Below are 16038 nucleotides of genomic sequence, written 5' to 3'. Positions count from 1 at the left end.
GGTACGCGTGAGTGCCGCACCCCAGCCCCGTACCGACACCGAGCCGTCGCCGTCCCCGGCCCGGCCCGCGCGCAGCGCCAAGCGCTCCCTCGCCCCGGCCCTGCTGCTCGGCGCAGCCGGCGCCAGCCTGGCGCTGCTGGCCGCCGGCCGCACCTGGGCCCGGGGCACCGCGGTGCTCGCCCAGGGCGAACTGCCGCGCACCGTGACCGGCGCCGACGTGACCGGCGTGCCCGGCGCGCTGGCGGTGGTCGGCCTGGCCGCCCTGGTCGCCGTCTTCGCGGTCCGCCGGGTCGGCCGGATCGTGGTCGCCGCACTGCTGGCGCTCAGCGGCCTGGGCGTCACCGCCGCCGCCGCACTCGGCTACGGCGACACCTCGGCGCTGCGCGAGAAGGCCGCCGACGCGGTCGGCCTGGCCGGCGCCGATGTGCATCACGTCACGCACACCGTCTGGCCCTGGGTGGCCGCCGCCGGTGGCGTGCTGCTGCTCCTCGCCGGGCTGCTGGCCCTGGTGTACGGCCGCTCCTGGCCCGCGATGTCGGGCCGTTACGAGCGCACCCCGGGCGGCGCCCGCGGTCCCCGGCGCGCCCCGGCGGCGCCGGACCTGGAGCGCCCCGAGGAGATCTGGAAGTCCCTGGACCGCGGCGAGGACCCCACCCGGTAAAAGGGTTCCGTCCGGCATCGGTGACAATGGACGACGACGGTTCCGCGCCCGGACCCCGGCGCGACTTCAGCAAAGAGGAGCACCCCATGTCGAGCAGTGGCCACGGACACACCCCCGCCGCCTGGACCGGCGTCATCATCGCGTTCATCGGCTTCTGTGTGGCCGGTGTCTTCATCGTGATGGCCAACGTGGCCGGCTTCTGGGCGGGCATGGTGCTGATCGCCGCCGGTGCCGTCGTGGGTGGCCTGATGCGCGCCGCCGGCATGGGCAAGGAGCCGAAGCGCTCCGCCAAGGTCGCCCCGGCCAAGGTCCAGCCGCAGGAGGGCTGAGCCCCGCCCGGCAGCAACCCGAAGGCGCCGCTTCCCGCGTCCCGTACGGCCCGCGCCCCGTACGGCGGCCGAGAAGCTGCGCCTTTCCGCTTCCGGTAGCAGCATCGGCACCGTGAGCGATCCCGTGGTACCGCTCGGGCCGGACGGCTCCCGGCCCGCCCGTCCGCTGCGCCGCCTCGCGGCACCGGTCGGCACCCTCGCGGCCGTGACCGCCGCCTTCGCCTGGGTGGGCGCCGTCGACCCGAACGAACCGGGCCACTACCCGGTCTGCCCGCTGCTGCACCTCACCGGCCTGCTCTGCCCGGCCTGCGGCGGACTGCGCAGCGCCCACGCCGTCGCGCACGGCGACCTCGTCACGGCACTCGGCGCCAACGCCCCGGCGGTCGCCGGCTACGCCGCGTTCGCGCTCTTCTGGCTGGTCTGGCTGGCCCGGGCGGCCCGCGGCCTGCCCACCGCCGGCCCGCGTCCCCGACCGGTCCACTGGTGGGCGCTCGGCACGCTGCTGCTGGCCTTCACGGTCGTCCGCAACCTCCCCCTCGGCGCTGGGCTGCGCCCGTGACCCGCACCGCGCCGGGACCCCGCCGCCCCGCCGCGGACGCCCCTCCCCGCGTCCCGGAGGTGTCCAGGGTGTGGGACCACGGTCCACCGGATGCGGGACCTGCTCCCGCAGGCGGATACCATCAGAGGACCGGTTGGGACAGTCGTCCGGTCCCACAGGTCACTGTCCACCTCCACCGTTCAAGAAGGAGGCCGCTCGCGTGAGCGTGCTCGATGAGATCATCGAAGGAGTCCGCGCCGACCTCGCCGAGCGGCAGGCGCGCGTCAGCCTCGACGAGCTCAAGGAGCGGGCCCGCAAGGCGCGCCCCGCGAAGGACGGTGTCGCCGCCCTGAAGGGCGAGGGCGTCCGGGTGATCTGCGAGGTCAAGCGCTCCAGCCCCTCCAAGGGCGCGCTGGCCGCGATCGCCGACCCCGCGGGCCTGGCCGCCGACTACGAGGCGGGCGGTGCCGCGGTCATCTCCGTGCTCACCGAGCAGCGCCGCTTCGGCGGTTCGCTGGCCGACCTGGAGGCCGTCCGCGCCAAGGTCGACATCCCGGTCCTGCGCAAGGACTTCATCGTCACCGCCTACCAGCTGTGGGAGGCCCGGGCCTATGGCGCCGACCTCGCGCTGCTGATCGTCGCCGCGCTGGAGCAGGAGGCGCTGGTGTCGCTGATCGAGCGGGCCGAGTCGATCGGGCTGACGCCGCTGGTCGAGGCGCACGACGAGGACGAGGTCGCCCGCGCGGTCGACGCCGGCGCCCGGATCATCGGGGTCAACGCCCGCAACCTCAAGACCCTGGAGGTCGACCGGGGCACCTTCACCCGGGTCGCCCCGGAGATCCCGGACCACATCGTCAAGGTCGCCGAGTCCGGCGTGCGCGGCCCGCACGACCTGATCGCGTACGCCAACGACGGTGCCGACGCCGTCCTGGTGGGCGAGTCGCTGGTGACCGGCAAGGACCCCAGGACCGCGGTCGCCGACCTGGTCGCGGCGGGCTCCCACCCGGCGATCCGGCACGGCCGGGACTGACCCCGGTCGCCGAAGGCAGGACACTCCGAGATGACCGCCGTACCCCGCCGCCCCGAGGCCAGCCGCTCCGCGCTGCCCTCGTGGCACCGCGGCTGCCGGGCCCCCGCCCGGCGGGTCCACGGGCGCCGGGTCCGGTACCACATCGGCTCCGAACCGGGTCAGATCAACGGGATGCGATGGCGCCCGGGGACCGCGCGCTGACGCGCCCGTCCCCGTAACGGCGGCGCACCACTGCGCGCAGCAGTCGTCACGTCATCCCCTCTCACCGGACCTCCGGGGCAGTGCGCCCCGGTCGAGGAGTGCTCAGATGTCCTCCGAAAGTTCCCGTTTCTTCCTTCCCGACCCGGAAGGCCAAGTGCCCAGCGCCGAGGGCTACTTCGGCGCGTTCGGCGGCAAGTTCATCCCCGAGGCGCTGGTCGCCGCGGTGGACGAGGTCGCCGCCGAGTACGAGAAGGCCAAGGCGGACCCGTCGTTCGCCGCCGAGCTCGACGACCTGATGGTCAACTACACCGGGCGGCCCAGCGCGCTCACCGAGGTGTCGCGGTTCGCCGAACACGCCGGCGGGGCGCGGGTGTTCCTCAAGCGCGAGGACCTCAACCACACCGGCTCGCACAAGATCAACAACGTGTTGGGCCAGGCGCTGCTCACCAAGCGCATGGGCAAGACCCGGGTCATCGCCGAGACCGGCGCCGGCCAGCACGGCGTCGCCACCGCCACCGCCTGCGCCCTCTTCGGCCTCGAATGCACCATCTACATGGGCGAGGTCGACACCAAGCGCCAGGCGCTCAACGTCGCCCGGATGCGGATGCTCGGCGCCGAGGTCATCGCCGTGAAGTCCGGCAGCCGCACCCTCAAGGACGCCATCAACGAGGCGTTCCGCGACTGGGTCGCCAACGTCGACCGCACCCACTACCTCTTCGGCACGGTCGCCGGCCCGCACCCCTTCCCGGCCCTGGTCCGCGACTTCCACCGGGTCATCGGCGTCGAGGCCCGCCGCCAGATCATCGAGCGCGCCGGCCGGCTGCCGGACGCCGCCGTCGCCTGCGTCGGCGGTGGCTCCAACGCCATCGGCCTCTTCCACGCCTTCCTGCCCGACGCCGACGTCCGCCTGATCGGCTGCGAGCCCGGTGGCCACGGCATCGAGACGGGTGAGCACGCCGCCACCCTCACCGAGGGCACCCCCGGCATCCTGCACGGCTCCCGCTCCTACGTTCTCCAGGACGAGGACGGTCAGATCACCGAGCCGTACTCGATCTCGGCCGGACTGGACTACCCGGGCATCGGTCCCGAGCACGCCTACCTCAAGGACGTCGGCCGCGCCGAGTACCGCGCGGTGACCGACGACGCGGCGATGCAGGCGCTGCGGCTGCTGTCGCAGACCGAGGGCATCATCCCGGCCATCGAGAGCGCGCACGCGCTGGCCGGCGCCCTGGAGATCGGCCGGGAGCTGGGCCCCGACGGCCTGCTGCTGGTGAACCTCTCGGGCCGCGGCGACAAGGACATGGACACCGCCGCCCGCTACTTCGGGCTGTACGACACCGCGGACGAGGCGTCCCGGACCGGCGAGGGGGACCACTGATGGCGGGCAACGCGGCCAACGCGGCCAACGCGGGCAACATCGAACTCCTGTCGTCCGTGCTGGCGCAGGCCAAGGCGGAGGACCGGGCGGCGCTGGTCGGCTACCTGCCGGCCGGTTTCCCCACCGTCGACGGCGGCATCCGCGCGATGATCGAGATGCTCGACGGCGGCTGCGACGTCGTCGAGGTCGGGTTGCCGCACAGCGACCCGGTGCTGGACGGGCCGGTGATCCAGACGGCCGACGACATCGCACTGCGCGGCGGCGTCAAGATCACCGACGTGATCCGCACGGTCCGCGAGGTGCACGCCGCCACCGGGGCGCCGGTGCTCTGCATGACCTACTGGAACCCGGTCGACCGCTATGGCGTCGAGCGGTTCGCGGCCGACCTCGCGGAGGCGGGCGGCGCCGGCTGCATCCTGCCGGACCTCCCGGTCGAGGAGTCCGAGGGCTGGCGCAAGGCCGCCGAGCAGCACGGCCTGGCCACCGTCTTCGTGGTCGCGCCGAGCAGCCGGGACGAGCGGCTGGCCAAGATCACCGAGGCCGGCAGCGGCTTCGTCTACGCCGCCTCCCTGATGGGCGTCACCGGCACCCGCGAGTCCGTCGGCCGGGAGGCCGAGGACCTGGTGGCCCGCACCCGCGCCACCGCCGGCGCCCGCCGCGGGCTCCCGGTCTGCGTCGGGCTCGGGGTCTCCAACGCCGAGCAGGCCCGTGAGGTGGCCCGGTTCGCCGACGGTGTGATCGTCGGCTCGGCGTTCGTCAAGTGCCTGCTGGCCGCGGACGACGACCTTGACGCCGGACTCGCCGCGGTGCGCGGCCTCGCCGGCCAGTTGGGCGAGGGCGTGCGACGGGACGGCGCGGCCCGCGACTGACCCGGGCGGATCGCCCGATGGGGCGAACTTCGCGGCGGAGGGGTGCGACCGCGCCCCTCCGCCTCGTTGTCCACGGGCGTGAACCAGAACCATGACGGCCAGAACCATGACGGCCAGGACCGTGACCGAACGAGCAGCGCCCGCGAGCGGCTGCAGGCACAGCGCACCAAGGACAAGACGCGCGCCCGGCGGATCCGCCAGGCGGTCGTCGGCGGCGCGGTGGTGGCGGCGCTCGCGGTGGCCGGCGGGGTCGCCGTCTGGGTGTCCTCCGGCGGCGGGTCCGGCAGCACCGGCGACACCGCCTTCGCCCTCCCCAAGAAGGCCAGCGACGGTGACAAGCCGGCGGTCCCGGTGGGCATGGCCGGCGCCCCCTCCACCCTCGTGGTCTGGGAGGACTTCCGCTGCCCGGCCTGCCAGCAGTTCGAGACCGGCTTCCGCCCGGTGATCCACGAACTCCAGGACTCCGGCCAGCTCAAGACCGAGTACCACCTCGCCACCCTGATCGACGGCAACGCCGGCGGCACCGGTTCGCTGAACGCCGCCAACGCCGCGCTGTGCGCCCAGGACGCCGGGAAGTTCCGCGAGTACCACGACGTCCTCTACTCCCACCAGCCGCCGGAGCAGCAGGACCGCTTCAGCGACAAGAAGTACCTGATCCAGCTGGCCGGGAAGGTCGACGGCCTGGTGTCGGACGCGTTCACCACCTGTGTCCGCACCGGCCGCTACGACGGCTTCGTGCGCAAGTCGAACGAGGCGTTCGCCCAGGGCGGGTTCCGCGGCACGCCGACCGTCATCCTCAACGGCAAGGACCTCGCGCAGGTCCAGGGCGGCCAGGTCACCCCCGCCGAGCTGAAGAAGCTGGTGCTCGCGGCCAACAAGGGCAAGAAGGCGCCGGTCCGGGGCTGATCCGCCGGGCGGCGGTACGGCCCGCCACCCCGGCGGGGTCGTTACGCAGCCGTTGCCGGGCGGGTTGTCGCCAACCCCGCCCGGCGCGGTAGCGTCGGTCCTGCCATGGACCTCGCATTCATTCCCAGCCCGCCGACCGGTGTCGTCCATCTCGGCCCGATCCCGCTGCGCGGCTACGCGTTCTGCATCATCATCGGCGTGTTCGTCGGCGTCTGGCTCGGCAACCGCCGCTGGGTGCAGCGCGGCGGCCGCTCCGGCACCGTCGCCGACATCGCCGTGTGGGCGGTGCCCTTCGGCCTGGTCGGCGGGCGCCTCTACCACGTCATCACGACGTACGAGCCGTACTTCGGCGAGAACGGTCATCCGCTCGACGCCTTCAAGGTGTGGCAGGGCGGCCTCGGCATCTGGGGCGCGGTCGCGCTGGGTGCCCTCGGCGCCTGGATCGGCTGCCGTCGCCGCGGCATCCCGATGCCCGCCTACGCCGATGCGCTGGCCCCGGGCCTCGCGATCGGACAGGCGATCGGCCGCTGGGGCAACTGGTTCAACCAGGAGCTCTACGGGAAGCCGACCGACCTGCCGTGGGCGCTCAGGATCGACCCTGATCCGGCCATCGGCCGCATCGGCGGCACCTACCACCCGACCTTCCTCTACGAGTGTCTGTGGTGCCTGGGCGTCGCGGCGCTGGTGATCTGGGCGGACAAGCGCTTCCGCCTCGGCCACGGCCGGGTCTTCGCGCTCTACGTCGCCGCCTACTGCGTCGGCCGCGCCTGGATCGAGTACATGCGCGTCGACGAGGCACACCACATCCTCGGCCTGCGGCTGAACGACTGGACCTCGCTGGTCGTCTTCGTCCTGGCGGTCGTCTACATGATCGTCTCCGCCAAGAAGGCCCCGGGGCGCGAGGAGATCGTCGAGCCGGAGTGGCAGCTCGCCGAGGGCCCCCGGGACGACGCCGCGGGCACCGCGCACGCCGAGGCCGCCGACGGAGCGGCCGAGGTGAAGCTCACCAAGGACGCCGAGGTCGTCGAGGGAGCGGCCGAGGGGAAGCCGGATCCGGCCGAGGCCGCCGGGAGCCAGGGCGGCGCGAAGACCTGACGCGACCGTCGATCCCCCTTCCGACCGGAGCGCCGGGCGGACCCGTTCACCGCGGGACCGCCCGGCGCTCCGGCGTTCGCGCCGTGGTCCGGGCGGCGGGGCGCCCCGCCGCCCGGACCGTCACCGCCCGCTGGCCTCGGTCACCGTGAGCCGCGCCGCGATGGCGCCGAACGCCTGCTCGTGGCGGAGGCGGCGGGCGCGGTCGCGGGCGAACACCTCACGGGTGACGGCGGCGAGGGCGGCGGCCGGCGCGTGCAGGTCGAGCCGGCTGGCCCGGGCGACCTCGGACTGCCAGTCGGCGGGCACCGCCGCCGCACCGTTCAGGGCGCCGGCCAGGGCACCGGCCATCGTGGCGGTGGCGGCGCTGTCGCGTCCGTAGTTGACCGCGCCGAGGACGCTGGCCCGGTAGTCGCCGTCGGTGACCAGCAGCATGCCCAGGGCGATGGGCAGTTCCTCGACGGCGTGCAGTCGGGAGGGCCGGCGGGCGCCCAGCGACGGCTGGCGGTGGTCCGGGCCCACGGTGTCGAACGGCGCGACCGCGGCCCGCAGCGGCACCAGCGCGGACTCGTAGTCGGTGTGCGGCGCGGCGACGTCGCAGACCGCCTCGATCGCGGCCCGGGTGCCGTCCTTCGCCAGCCGCAGCGCGTGCCCGGCCACCGAGGCCGGGGTGGCGTCCGGGAGGAACGCGGCGGCCACCGCGGCGGCGAACACCCCGGCCGCCTCACGCCCGTAAGAAGCCTGGTGGGCGGCGGAGATGTCCAATGCCTCGGCGTAAGCCCGGTCGGGATTGCCAGCGTTGACGACGCCGACCGGCGTCATGTACATCGCGGCACCGGAGTTGACGATGTTTCCGACGCCGGCCTCGCGTGGATCGGCGTGCCCGTAGTGCAGCCGTGCCACGATCCACTTCTCGGCGAGGAAGATCCGCTGCAACGGCAGCGCCTCGGCCTCCAGTTCGGGGATCCAGCGCGGGGTGCCGATCAGGTCGGGGACGAGGTGGTCGGCGACGTCGTAGGCGTCGAGGTGGTCGCGGACCGTCTCGTAGACGCGGACCAGTGCGTGGGTCATCAGGGTGTCGTCGGTGACGTGGCCGTCGCCCTTGTGGTACGGCGTGAGCGGTCTGGCGGTGCGCCAGTCGGCGTGGAACGGCCCGACGATGCCCTCGATCCGGCCGCCGTGCCGGGCCACGATCTGTTCCGGCGTCAGGCCCTCGACCGGCCCGCCGAGGGCGTCGCCGACCGCGGCCCCGACGAGCGCGCCGCTCGCCCGGTCCTCCAACGGGGCGATCTCGGGCGGCGCACCGGTCGGTCCGGGCTCCGGGGCGGCGGCGCGGGTCGTCAGGGGCCCTGCGGGGGCGGCCGGTTCCGGGTCCGGCGGCGTCGTGGTGGCGGTGGTGGCGTCCGTCATCTGCGGGGCGTCCTTTCGCTGGGGGCCATGGTCGCGGGGCGGGTGGCGGCCGGGGCGGGTGGCGGTCGGCGGGGCCCGTGCGCGGTCGTCCCGGCGCGGTATCCGTCCCCCGCGGTGGGCCGACTGTGCTCCGCGGGCCGGCAGGGTCACCCGGTCGACCGGCCGGCATGGGGGGCCGCGGGCCGCGAAAAGTGCTCGTGATCGGGATCACAAGCTCGACTTCTCGGTAAAGCCGCAGGTCAGCGCGGTAAGTTCGGCCTTCCTTGCTAGCGGAGGAAGGTAATTCGCGCATAGCTTCGAGGTGTTGGAGGGGGAAGTGCCGTCAGCGGCCCACACCTCGCAGAGCAGGGAGCAGGTCCAGACATGTCGGTCATGGAGATCATGGACGCCGCCGCGCCGACCCACGTGGCGCACCGCGACAACCACACCCACCGCGACGTCAACGGCGGCTGGCTGCGACCCGCCGTGTTCGGCGCGATGGACGGCCTGGTGTCCAATCTCGCCCTCATGACGGGTGTGGCCGGTGGCGCGGTGTCGCAGCAGACGATCGTGATCACCGGGCTGGCGGGGCTGGCGGCCGGCGCGTTCTCGATGGCGGCGGGGGAGTACACCTCGGTGGCTTCGCAGCGTGAGCTGGTGGTCGCGGAGCTGGACGCCGAGCGGACCCAGCTGCGCAAGTACCCGAAGGACGAGCAGGAGGAGCTGGCGGCGCTCTACGTGTCCCGCGGGGTCGAGCCGGAGCTCGCCAGGAAGGTCGCCGAGCAGCTTTCCCGCGACCCCGAGCAGGCGCTGGAGATCCACGCCCGCGAGGAATTGGGCATCGATCCGTCCGACCTTCCTTCTCCGGCAATTGCGGCCGTTTCTTCCTTCGGATCGTTTGCCTTGGGCGCCCTTTTGCCTCTTCTTCCTTATCTGCTGGGTGCCAGTGCGCTCTGGCCGGCGGTGCTCCTGGCGCTGTTCGGGCTCTTCGGTTGCGGTGCCGTGGTCGCGCGGGTGACGGCGCGTTCCTGGTTGTTCAGCGGGCTGCGGCAGTTGGCCCTGGGTGGCGCCGCGGCGGGCGTGACGTACGCCCTCGGCGCGCTGTTCGGAACGGTGGTGGGTTGACGTCCCATTCGGGTGACCGCATGATGGCCGCGTTACCCAGCGGTTTCGGTTTGTTGACGACCGGGCATAAGGCCCTGGCGTCGCGGGCAATGTCGCTCGCCGAACGCCGCCGCAGAGGGCGGCTCGTTTCCGTCCGTATTCCTGAGAAATTCCGTTTCACCGCCGGTGCGGTGTCCGCATGTTGGAAGGCATCTTCCGCTTTTTGAGAAGCGAGCCATCCTGTAACCTGCACGAAATTTCGCGGAGGGCCAACGTCGTCCCTCGGCAATGCAAATGCCACGACGACGTTGGGAGAGCCGATGCGCTACGCGTCCACGCACTCCGCGACCACCAGCAGCGCCGCCGCCGCTTGGTCGCCCATGGACGGCCGCCCCGCCCAGCAGGGCATGTACGACCCGCGCAACGAGCACGACGCCTGCGGCGTCGGCTTCGTGGCCACGCTCACCGGCGAGGCCAGCCACGCCCTGGTCGAACGGGCCCTGACCGTGCTGACGAATCTGGAGCACCGCGGTGCCACCGGCTCCGAGCCCGACTCGGGCGACGGCGCGGGCATCCTGCTCCAGGTTCCGGACGCGTTCCTTCGCGAGAACGTCACCTTCGAGCTCCCCGCGGCCGGCTCCTACGCGGTCGGCATCGCCTTCCTGCCCTCCGATGCGCACGATGCGGCCGCCGCCGTCTCGAAGATCGAGACGCTCGCGGGTGAGGAGGGCCTGGAGGTCCTCGGCTGGCGGGTCGTCCCGGTCGCCCCGCAGCTGCTGGGCAACGGCGCCCGCGCCACCATGCCGGCCTTCTCCCAGCTGTTCGTCGCCGACCGGAAGAACACCGGTCTGGCGCTGGACCGCAAGGCGTTCGCGCTGCGCAAGCGCGCCGAGCGGGAGGCCGGGGTCTACTTCCCCTCGCTGTCCGCCCGCACCCTGGTCTACAAGGGCATGCTCACCACCGGCCAGCTGGAGCCCTTCTTCCCGGACCTGTCCGACCGCCGGTTCGCCACCGCCATCGCACTGGTCCACTCGCGGTTCTCCACCAACACCTTCCCGAGCTGGCCGCTCGCCCACCCGTACCGCTTCGTCGCCCACAACGGCGAGATCAACACGGTCAAGGGCAACCGCAACTGGATGCGCGCCCGCGAGTCCCAGCTGGCCAGCGCGCTCTTCGGCAACGGGGACCCCGGGAACCTCGACCGGCTGTTCCCCGTCTGCACCCCGGACGCCTCCGACTCCGCCTCCTTCGACGAGGTCCTGGAGCTGCTCCACCTCGGCGGGCGCTCGCTGCCGCACGCGGTGCTGATGATGGTCCCCGAGGCGTGGGAGAACGCCACCGCCATGGACCCGGCCCGACGGGCCTTCTACCAGTACCACTCCACGATGATGGAGCCCTGGGACGGTCCGGCCTGCGTCACCTTCACCGACGGCGTCCAGGTCGGCGCGGTCCTGGACCGCAACGGTCTGCGCCCGGGCCGCTACTGGGTCACCGACGACGGCCTGGTCGTGCTCTCCTCCGAGGTCGGCGTCCTGGACATCGACCCCGCCAAGGTCGTCCGCAAGGGCCGCCTCCAGCCGGGCCGGATGTTCCTCGTGGACACCGCCGAGCACCGCATCATCGAGGACGACGAGATCAAGGCGCAGCTCGCCGCCGAGCAGCCCTACCAGGAGTGGCTCGACGCCGGCCTGATCGACCTCGCCGACCTGCCCGAGCGCGAGCACATCGTGCACACCCACGCCTCGGTCACCCGCCGCCAGCAGACCTTCGGCTACACCGAGGAGGAGCTGCGGGTCATCCTCGCGCCGATGGCCAAGACCGGCGCCGAGCCGATCGGCTCCATGGGCACCGACTCGCCGATCGCCGCGCTCTCCGAGCGCCCCCGGCTGCTCTTCGACTACTTCACCCAGCTGTTCGCGCAGGTCACCAACCCGCCGCTGGACGCGATCCGGGAGGAGCTGGTCACCTCCCTGATCTCCTCCCTCGGCCCCCAGGGCAACCTCCTCGCACCCACCGCGGGCTCCTGCCGCAGCGTGACCCTGCCGTTCCCGGTCATCGACAACGACGAGCTGGCCAAGCTCGTCCACATCAACGCCGACGGCGACATGCCGGGCATGAAGGCCGTGACCCTCTCCGGCCTCTACCGGGTCTCCGGCGGCGGCGAGGCGCTGGCCGACCGCATCGAGCAGATCTGCACCGAGGCCGACGCCGCCATCGCCGACGGCGCCCGGCTGATCGTCCTCTCCGACCGCCACTCGGACGCCGAGCACGCGCCGATCCCGTCGCTGCTGCTCACCGCCGCGGTCCACCACCACCTCATCGCCACCAAGACCCGCACCCAGGTCGGGCTGCTGGTCGAGGCCGGTGACGTCCGCGAGGTGCACCACGTCGCGCTGCTGATCGGCTTCGGCGCCGCCGCGGTCAACCCGTACCTGGCCATGGAGTCCGTCGAGGACCTGGTCCGGGCCGGCACCTTCCTGCCCGGCGTGGAGACCGACACCGCCCTGAAGAACCTCATCAAGGCGCTCGGCAAGGGCGTGCTGAAGGTGATGTCCAAGATGGGCATCTCCACCGTCGCCTCCTACCGCGGCGCGCAGGTCTTCGAGGCGATCGGCCTGGACGAGGAATTCGTCGCGCAGTACTTCCACGGCACCACCACCAAGATCGGCGGCGCCGGTCTGGACGTCATCGCCCGCGAGGTCGCGGCCCGGCACGCCAAGGCGTACCCGGCCTCCGGCATCGCCGCCACCCACCGCGCCCTGGAGATCGGCGGCGAGTACCAGTGGCGTCGCGAGGGCGAGCCGCACCTCTTCGACCCGGACACCGTCTTCCGGCTCCAGCACGCCACCCGTGCGCGCCGCTACGACATCTTCAAGCAGTACACCGAACGGGTGAATGAGCAGGCGGAGCGGCTGATGACGCTGCGCGGCCTGTTCTCCTTCGGGTCCGACCGCCAGGCCATCCCGCTGGACGAGGTGGAGCCGGCGTCCGAGATCGTCAAGCGGTTCTCCACCGGTGCCATGTCCTACGGCTCGATCTCCCGTGAGGCCCACGAGACGCTGGCCATCGCCATGAACCAGCTCGGGGCCAAGTCCAACACCGGCGAGGGCGGCGAGGACCCGGACCGCCTCTACGACCCGGCGCGCCGCTCCAGCATCAAGCAGGTGGCGTCCGGCCGGTTCGGCGTGACCTCCGAGTACCTCGTCAACGCCGACGACATCCAGATCAAGATGGCCCAGGGCGCCAAGCCCGGCGAGGGCGGCCAGCTGCCCGGCCACAAGGTCTACCCGTGGGTCGCGAAGACCCGGCACTCCACCCCGGGCGTCGGCCTGATCTCGCCGCCGCCGCACCACGACATCTACTCCATCGAGGACCTGGCCCAGCTGATCCACGACCTCAAGAACGCCAACCCGGCCGCCCGCATCCACGTGAAGCTGGTCTCCGAGGTCGGCGTCGGCACGGTCGCGGCGGGCGTCTCCAAGGCGCACGCGGACGTCGTCCTGATCTCCGGCCACGACGGCGGCACCGGCGCCTCGCCCCTGACGTCGCTGAAGCACGCCGGTGGCCCCTGGGAGCTGGGCCTGGCCGAGACGCAGCAGACGCTGCTGCTCAACGGCCTGCGCGACCGCATCGTGGTGCAGACCGACGGCCAGCTCAAGACCGGCCGCGACGTGGTCATCGCGGCCCTGCTGGGCGCCGAGGAGTTCGGCTTCGCCACCGCCCCGCTGGTGGTCTCCGGCTGCGTGATGATGCGTGTCTGCCACCTGGACACCTGTCCGGTCGGCATCGCCACCCAGAACCCGGTGCTGCGCGAGCGGTTCAGCGGCAAGGCCGAGTTCGTCGTCAACTTCTTCGAGTTCATCGCCGAGGAGGTCCGCGAACTCCTCGCCGAGCTGGGCTTCCGCACGCTGGACGAGGCCATCGGGCACGCCGAGGTCCTCAACGTCGCGCGGGCGGTGGACCACTGGAAGGCCCAGGGCCTGGACCTCGCCCCGCTGCTGCACGTCCCCGACCTGGCCGAGGGCGCGGTCCGCCACCAGGTCACCGTCCAGGACCACGGCCTGGCGAAGGCGCTGGACAACGAGCTGATCGAGCTGGCCTCCGACGCACTGTCCGCGGACAGTGCGGAGGCCGCCCAGCCGGTGCGCGCCCAGGTCGCGATCCGCAACATCAACCGCACCGTCGGCACCATGCTCGGCCACGAGGTCACCAAGAAGTTCGGCGGTGCGGGCCTGCCCGAGGACACCATCGACCTCACCTTCACCGGGTCGGCCGGCCAGTCGTTCGGCGCCTTCCTGCCGCGCGGCGTCACCCTCCGCCTGGAGGGCGACGCCAACGACTACGTCGGCAAGGGCCTGTCCGGCGGCCGGATCGTGGTCCGCCCGGACCGCGGCGCCGACCACCTCGCGGAGTACTCCACCATCGCCGGCAACACCCTCGCCTACGGCGCCACCGGCGGCGAACTGTTCCTGCGCGGCCGGGTCGGCGAGCGGTTCTGCGTCCGCAACTCCGGTGCCACGGTGGTCTCCGAGGGCGTCGGCGACCACGGCTGCGAGTACATGACCGGGGGCAGCGCCGTCGTCCTGGGCGAGACGGGCCGCAACTTCGCGGCCGGCATGTCCGGCGGCTCCGCCTACGTCATCGACCTGGACCCGGCCAACGTCAACAAGGAACTCGTCGACGCGGTCGGTCCGTTGGACGACGCCGACAGGCAGTGGTTGCACGACGTGGTGCGCCGCCACCAGGAGGAGACCGGCTCCACCGTCGCCGAGAAGCTCCTCGCCGATTGGGATGCCGCGGCCGCGCGCTTCAGCAAGGTCATCCCGTCGACGTACCAGGCAGTGCTCGCCGCCAAGGAAGCCGCCGAGCAGGCCGGGCTCTCCGAGTCCGAGACCCACGAGAAGATGATGGAGGCGGCGACCAATGGCTGACCCCAAGGGCTTCCTGACCCACGAGCGCGAGCACGCCCGGACCCGCCCCGTCGAGGAGCGCGTCAAGGACTGGAACGAGGTCTACCAGCCCGGCTCCCTGCTGCCGATCATCACCAAGCAGGCGTCGCGCTGCATGGACTGCGGCATCCCCTTCTGCCACAACGGCTGTCCGCTGGGCAACCTCATCCCCGAGTGGAACGACTACGCCTACCGCGAGGACTGGACCGCGGCCAGCGAGCGGCTGCACGCGACCAACAACTTCCCGGAGTTCACCGGTCGGCTGTGCCCCGCCCCCTGCGAGGCGGCCTGCGTGCTGGGCATCAACCAGCAGCCGGTCACCATCAAGAACGTCGAGGTCTCCATCATCGACCAGGCGTGGGACCACGGTGACGTCACCCCGCAGCCGCCCGAGCGGCTCTCGGGCAAGACCGTCGCCGTCATCGGCTCCGGCCCGGCCGGTCTGGCCGCCGCCCAGCAGCTGACCCGCGCCGGCCACACGGTGGCGGTGTACGAGCGCGCGGACCGCATCGGCGGCCTGCTCCGCTACGGCATCCCCGAGTTCAAGATGGAGAAGCGGCACATCAACCGCCGCATCGAGCAGATGCGCGCGGAGGGCACCAAGTTCCGCACGGAGGTGGAGATCGGCCGCGACCTCGACGCCCGCAAGCTGCGCAAGCGGTACGACGCGGTGGTCATCGCGGCCGGCGCCACCACCTCCCGCGACCTGCCGGCGCCCGGCCGCGAGCTGAACGGCATCCACTTCGCGATGGAGTACCTGCCGCTGGCCAACAAGGTGCAGGAGGGCGACCTGACCGTCGCCCCGATCAGCGCCGAGGGCAAGCACGTGGTCGTCATCGGCGGCGGCGACACCGGCGCGGACTGCGTCGGCACCGCGCACCGCCAGGGCGCCCTGTCGGTGACCCAGCTGGAGATCATGCCGAGGCCGGGCGAGGAGCGGGCCGCGCACCAGCCCTGGCCGACCTTCCCGATGCTCTACAAGGTCACCTCCGCGCACGAGGAGGGCGGCGAGCGGATCTACTCGGTCTCCACCACCCATTTCGAGGGCGACGAGGACGGCAACGTCCAGTGGCTGCACCTGATCGAGGTGGAGTTCAAGGACGGCAAGCTGGAGCAGAAGCCCGGCACCGAGCGGAGGATCCCGGCCCAACTGGTCACCCTCGCGATGGGCTTCACCGGCACCGACCAGAAGAACGGCCTGGTCGAGCAGTTCGGGGTGGAGCTGGACGAGCGCGGCAACGTCGCCCGCGACGCGGACTTCGCCACCAACGTCCCCGGCGTCTTCGTCGCAGGTGACGCCGGCCGCGGCCAGTCGCTGATCGTGTGGGCCATCGCCGAGGGCCGCTCGGCCGCCCGCGGCGTGGACCGCTTCCTGACCGGAGCCAGCGCCCTGCCGGCCCCGATCAAGCCGACGGACCGCGCCCTGACGGCGTGAGCGTCCGTCCCCGAATGTCCCGTACAGCGTCGTACGGAGGCACGGGGACCGGGTGAGAGCCCGGCCCCCGTACGGCGGCGCCTGCTCCTCCACCCCGACCGGAGGGCAGGCGCCGCACTGTCGTTCCCGGGCCGTGCGGGTGCCCGCCGGCCCGCCC

Annotated in this window: 13 protein-coding genes; 12 read left to right on the top strand and 1 reads right to left on the bottom strand. The window is 72.6% G+C overall.

The genetic code is table 11. From position 1 onward, the window contains the following. Positions 1–7: 7 nt before the first annotated feature. The 9 genes from ACJ6WD_RS18630 to lgt all read left to right on the top strand — a co-directional run bounded on the left by ACJ6WD_RS18630 (position 8) and on the right by lgt (position 7007). A complete protein-coding gene (locus ACJ6WD_RS18630) occupies positions 8–661 on the top strand; it encodes a TIGR02234 family membrane protein (RefSeq protein ID WP_233658149.1) in 654 nt (217 codons plus the stop codon). Between the two features lie 86 nt (positions 662–747). Beyond that, positions 748–990 carry an HGxxPAAW family protein gene (locus ACJ6WD_RS18625; RefSeq protein ID WP_037632767.1) on the top strand — a complete coding sequence of 81 codons (243 nt, stop codon included), beginning with the start codon at positions 748–750 and terminating at the stop codon, positions 988–990. A 112-nt stretch (positions 991–1102) separates the two neighbouring features. Next, positions 1103–1549 (top strand): DUF2752 domain-containing protein, encoded by a 447-nt coding sequence (locus tag ACJ6WD_RS18620; RefSeq protein WP_233658151.1) that lies wholly within the window; start codon positions 1103–1105, stop codon positions 1547–1549. A gap of 199 nt (positions 1550–1748) precedes the next feature. After that, the gene (gene trpC, locus ACJ6WD_RS18615) at positions 1749–2558 is read left to right on the top strand and encodes an indole-3-glycerol phosphate synthase TrpC (protein ID WP_331248881.1); all 810 of its coding nucleotides are present in this window, start codon (positions 1749–1751) and stop codon (positions 2556–2558) included. A 30-nt stretch (positions 2559–2588) separates the two neighbouring features. After that, complete coding sequence (gene trpM / locus ACJ6WD_RS18610) at positions 2589–2759, top strand: tryptophan biosynthesis modulator TrpM (RefSeq protein ID WP_233658153.1); 171 nt, start codon at positions 2589–2591, stop codon at positions 2757–2759. A 106-nt stretch (positions 2760–2865) separates the two neighbouring features. Then, positions 2866–4137, top strand: coding sequence for a tryptophan synthase subunit beta (gene trpB / locus ACJ6WD_RS18605; RefSeq protein WP_016573043.1), 1272 nt, complete (start codon positions 2866–2868; stop codon positions 4135–4137). Beyond that, the gene (gene trpA, locus ACJ6WD_RS18600) at positions 4137–5006 is read left to right on the top strand and encodes a tryptophan synthase subunit alpha (protein ID WP_331248882.1); all 870 of its coding nucleotides are present in this window, start codon (positions 4137–4139) and stop codon (positions 5004–5006) included. Before trpB ends, trpA begins: the two co-directional genes overlap by 1 nt. Before the next feature lie 78 nt (positions 5007–5084). Beyond that, complete coding sequence (locus ACJ6WD_RS18595; protein WP_233658155.1) at positions 5085–5912, top strand: DsbA family protein; 828 nt, start codon at positions 5085–5087, stop codon at positions 5910–5912. 105 nt (positions 5913–6017) lie between these two features. Further along, complete coding sequence (gene lgt / locus ACJ6WD_RS18590; RefSeq protein ID WP_233658156.1) at positions 6018–7007, top strand: prolipoprotein diacylglyceryl transferase; 990 nt, start codon at positions 6018–6020, stop codon at positions 7005–7007. 120 nt (positions 7008–7127) lie between these two features. Here the strand turns inward: lgt and ACJ6WD_RS18585 are convergent, their stop codons facing one another. After that, complete coding sequence (locus tag ACJ6WD_RS18585) at positions 7128–8414, bottom strand: ADP-ribosylglycohydrolase family protein (RefSeq protein WP_233658157.1); 1287 nt, start codon at positions 8412–8414, stop codon at positions 7128–7130. 372 nt (positions 8415–8786) lie between these two features. Between ACJ6WD_RS18585 and ACJ6WD_RS18580 the strand changes: the two genes are divergently transcribed. From ACJ6WD_RS18580 to ACJ6WD_RS18570, 3 genes are all read left to right on the top strand, one after another. Beyond that, positions 8787–9518, top strand: coding sequence for a VIT1/CCC1 transporter family protein (locus tag ACJ6WD_RS18580; RefSeq protein WP_233658348.1), 732 nt, complete (start codon positions 8787–8789; stop codon positions 9516–9518). A 299-nt stretch (positions 9519–9817) separates the two neighbouring features. Beyond that, entirely contained in the window at positions 9818–14428 is a 4611-nt protein-coding gene (gltB, locus tag ACJ6WD_RS18575) for a glutamate synthase large subunit (RefSeq protein ID WP_407616206.1), read from the top strand. Continuing rightward, positions 14421–15881, top strand: a complete 1461-nt coding sequence (locus ACJ6WD_RS18570) for a glutamate synthase subunit beta (RefSeq protein ID WP_233658159.1) — start codon at positions 14421–14423, stop codon at positions 15879–15881. Before gltB ends, ACJ6WD_RS18570 begins: the two co-directional genes overlap by 8 nt. Positions 15882–16038: the final 157 nt, after the last annotated feature.

Source organism: Streptomyces sp. VTCC 41912 (assembly GCF_045799175.1).
In the GTDB taxonomy this organism is placed as follows: domain Bacteria; phylum Actinomycetota; class Actinomycetes; order Streptomycetales; family Streptomycetaceae; genus Streptomyces; species Streptomyces albulus_C.
This window is presented reverse-complemented; position numbering and strand designations above follow the sequence as displayed.